General features: G+C 59.2%; 1 protein-coding gene. It reads left to right on the forward strand.

Annotated features, from left to right (window positions below):
- On the forward strand, positions 1-991 hold a 991-nt coding region (locus tag BFP93_RS10600), incomplete at its 5' end, for a hypothetical protein (RefSeq protein ID WP_065893030.1).
- Between the last annotated feature and the right edge of the window lie 261 nt (positions 992-1252).

Here is a 1252-nt window from a genome sequence, read left to right on the forward strand (position 1 = left end):
TTCCTACGGCCAGTCGCTCAAGGACGACTCGGCGCCTGCACAAAGTGTCAGTAACCTCTACAACGAAGCCAGCGGCTTTTTCGGCAACGGCAAGTTCAGCCTCGAGACCGGCATCACCTATGCCCGTTACGACGCCCGCCAGCTGACCCTCAATGGTTTCCTGGCGCTGGACTCGATCTTTCTCGGCAACATCAACCTGGACCGGATCAAATCCGACAGCTGGACCCTGGACCTGACCGGCCGCTACAACCTCGATAACCGTTGGCAGTTCGACCTCAACGTGCCGGTGGTCTACCGCGAATCGACCTACCAGTCCGGCGGCGCCGGCAACGATGCCACGGCCACCTCGGAAGCGTCCGTGACCCGCGACCCCACCATTGGCGACGTCAACTTCGGCGTGGCGTACAAATTCCTCGATGAAACCCCTAACCTGCCGGACGCCGTGGTGTCGGTGCGGGTGAAGGCGCCTACGGGTAAAGAGCCGTTTGGCATCAAACTGGTCAGGCAACCGAGCAACGACAACCTCTACCTGCCCGAAAGCCTGCCGACGGGCAACGGCGTGTGGTCGGTCACACCGGGCATCTCCCTGGTCAAGACCTTCGACCCTGCGGTGTTGTTCGGCTCGCTGTCGTACACCCACAACTTCGAAGACTCGTTCGATGACATCAGCAGTCAGGTCAACCAGAAGGTGGGCGGCAAGGTGCGCCTGGGCGACAGCTTTCAGTTCGGTGTGGGTGTAGCCTTTGCCTTGAACGAAAAGATGAGCATGTCGTTCTCGGTGTCCGACCTGGTGCAGCGCAAAAGCAAGCTCAAGCCGGACGGCGGCGACTGGCAGTCGGTGGTGTCCAGCGATGCGAATGCGGGCTACTTCAACGTCGGCATGACGATTGCGGCCTCGGATAACCTGACCATCGTGCCGAACCTGGCGATCGGGATGACCGATGACGCGCCTGACTTCACGTTCAGTCTGAAATTCCCGTATTACTTTTGATTGAGAGGTAAACACTTTTTAAATGTGGGAGGGGCGGTGCGACGATTCGACTTGCCCCCGATGGCGGCCTCAGAACCGACCAGGATGTTGTGTCGATCCCGGCCCAAATGTGGGAGGGGGCTTGCCCCCGATGGCGGCCTCAGGGCCGACCAGGATGTGGATCAGACCGAGTACATATCCGTTTCTGCGGTAACGGCTGCAATAGGTTCCGCTTTTACAGCGGCTCACTTTTGAAAAGCGCAAAAGTAAGCAAAACGCTCT

The sequence above is a fragment of the Pseudomonas sp. 44 R 15 genome (assembly GCF_900004965.1).
GTDB lineage: Bacteria > Pseudomonadota > Gammaproteobacteria > Pseudomonadales > Pseudomonadaceae > Aquipseudomonas > Aquipseudomonas orientalis_A.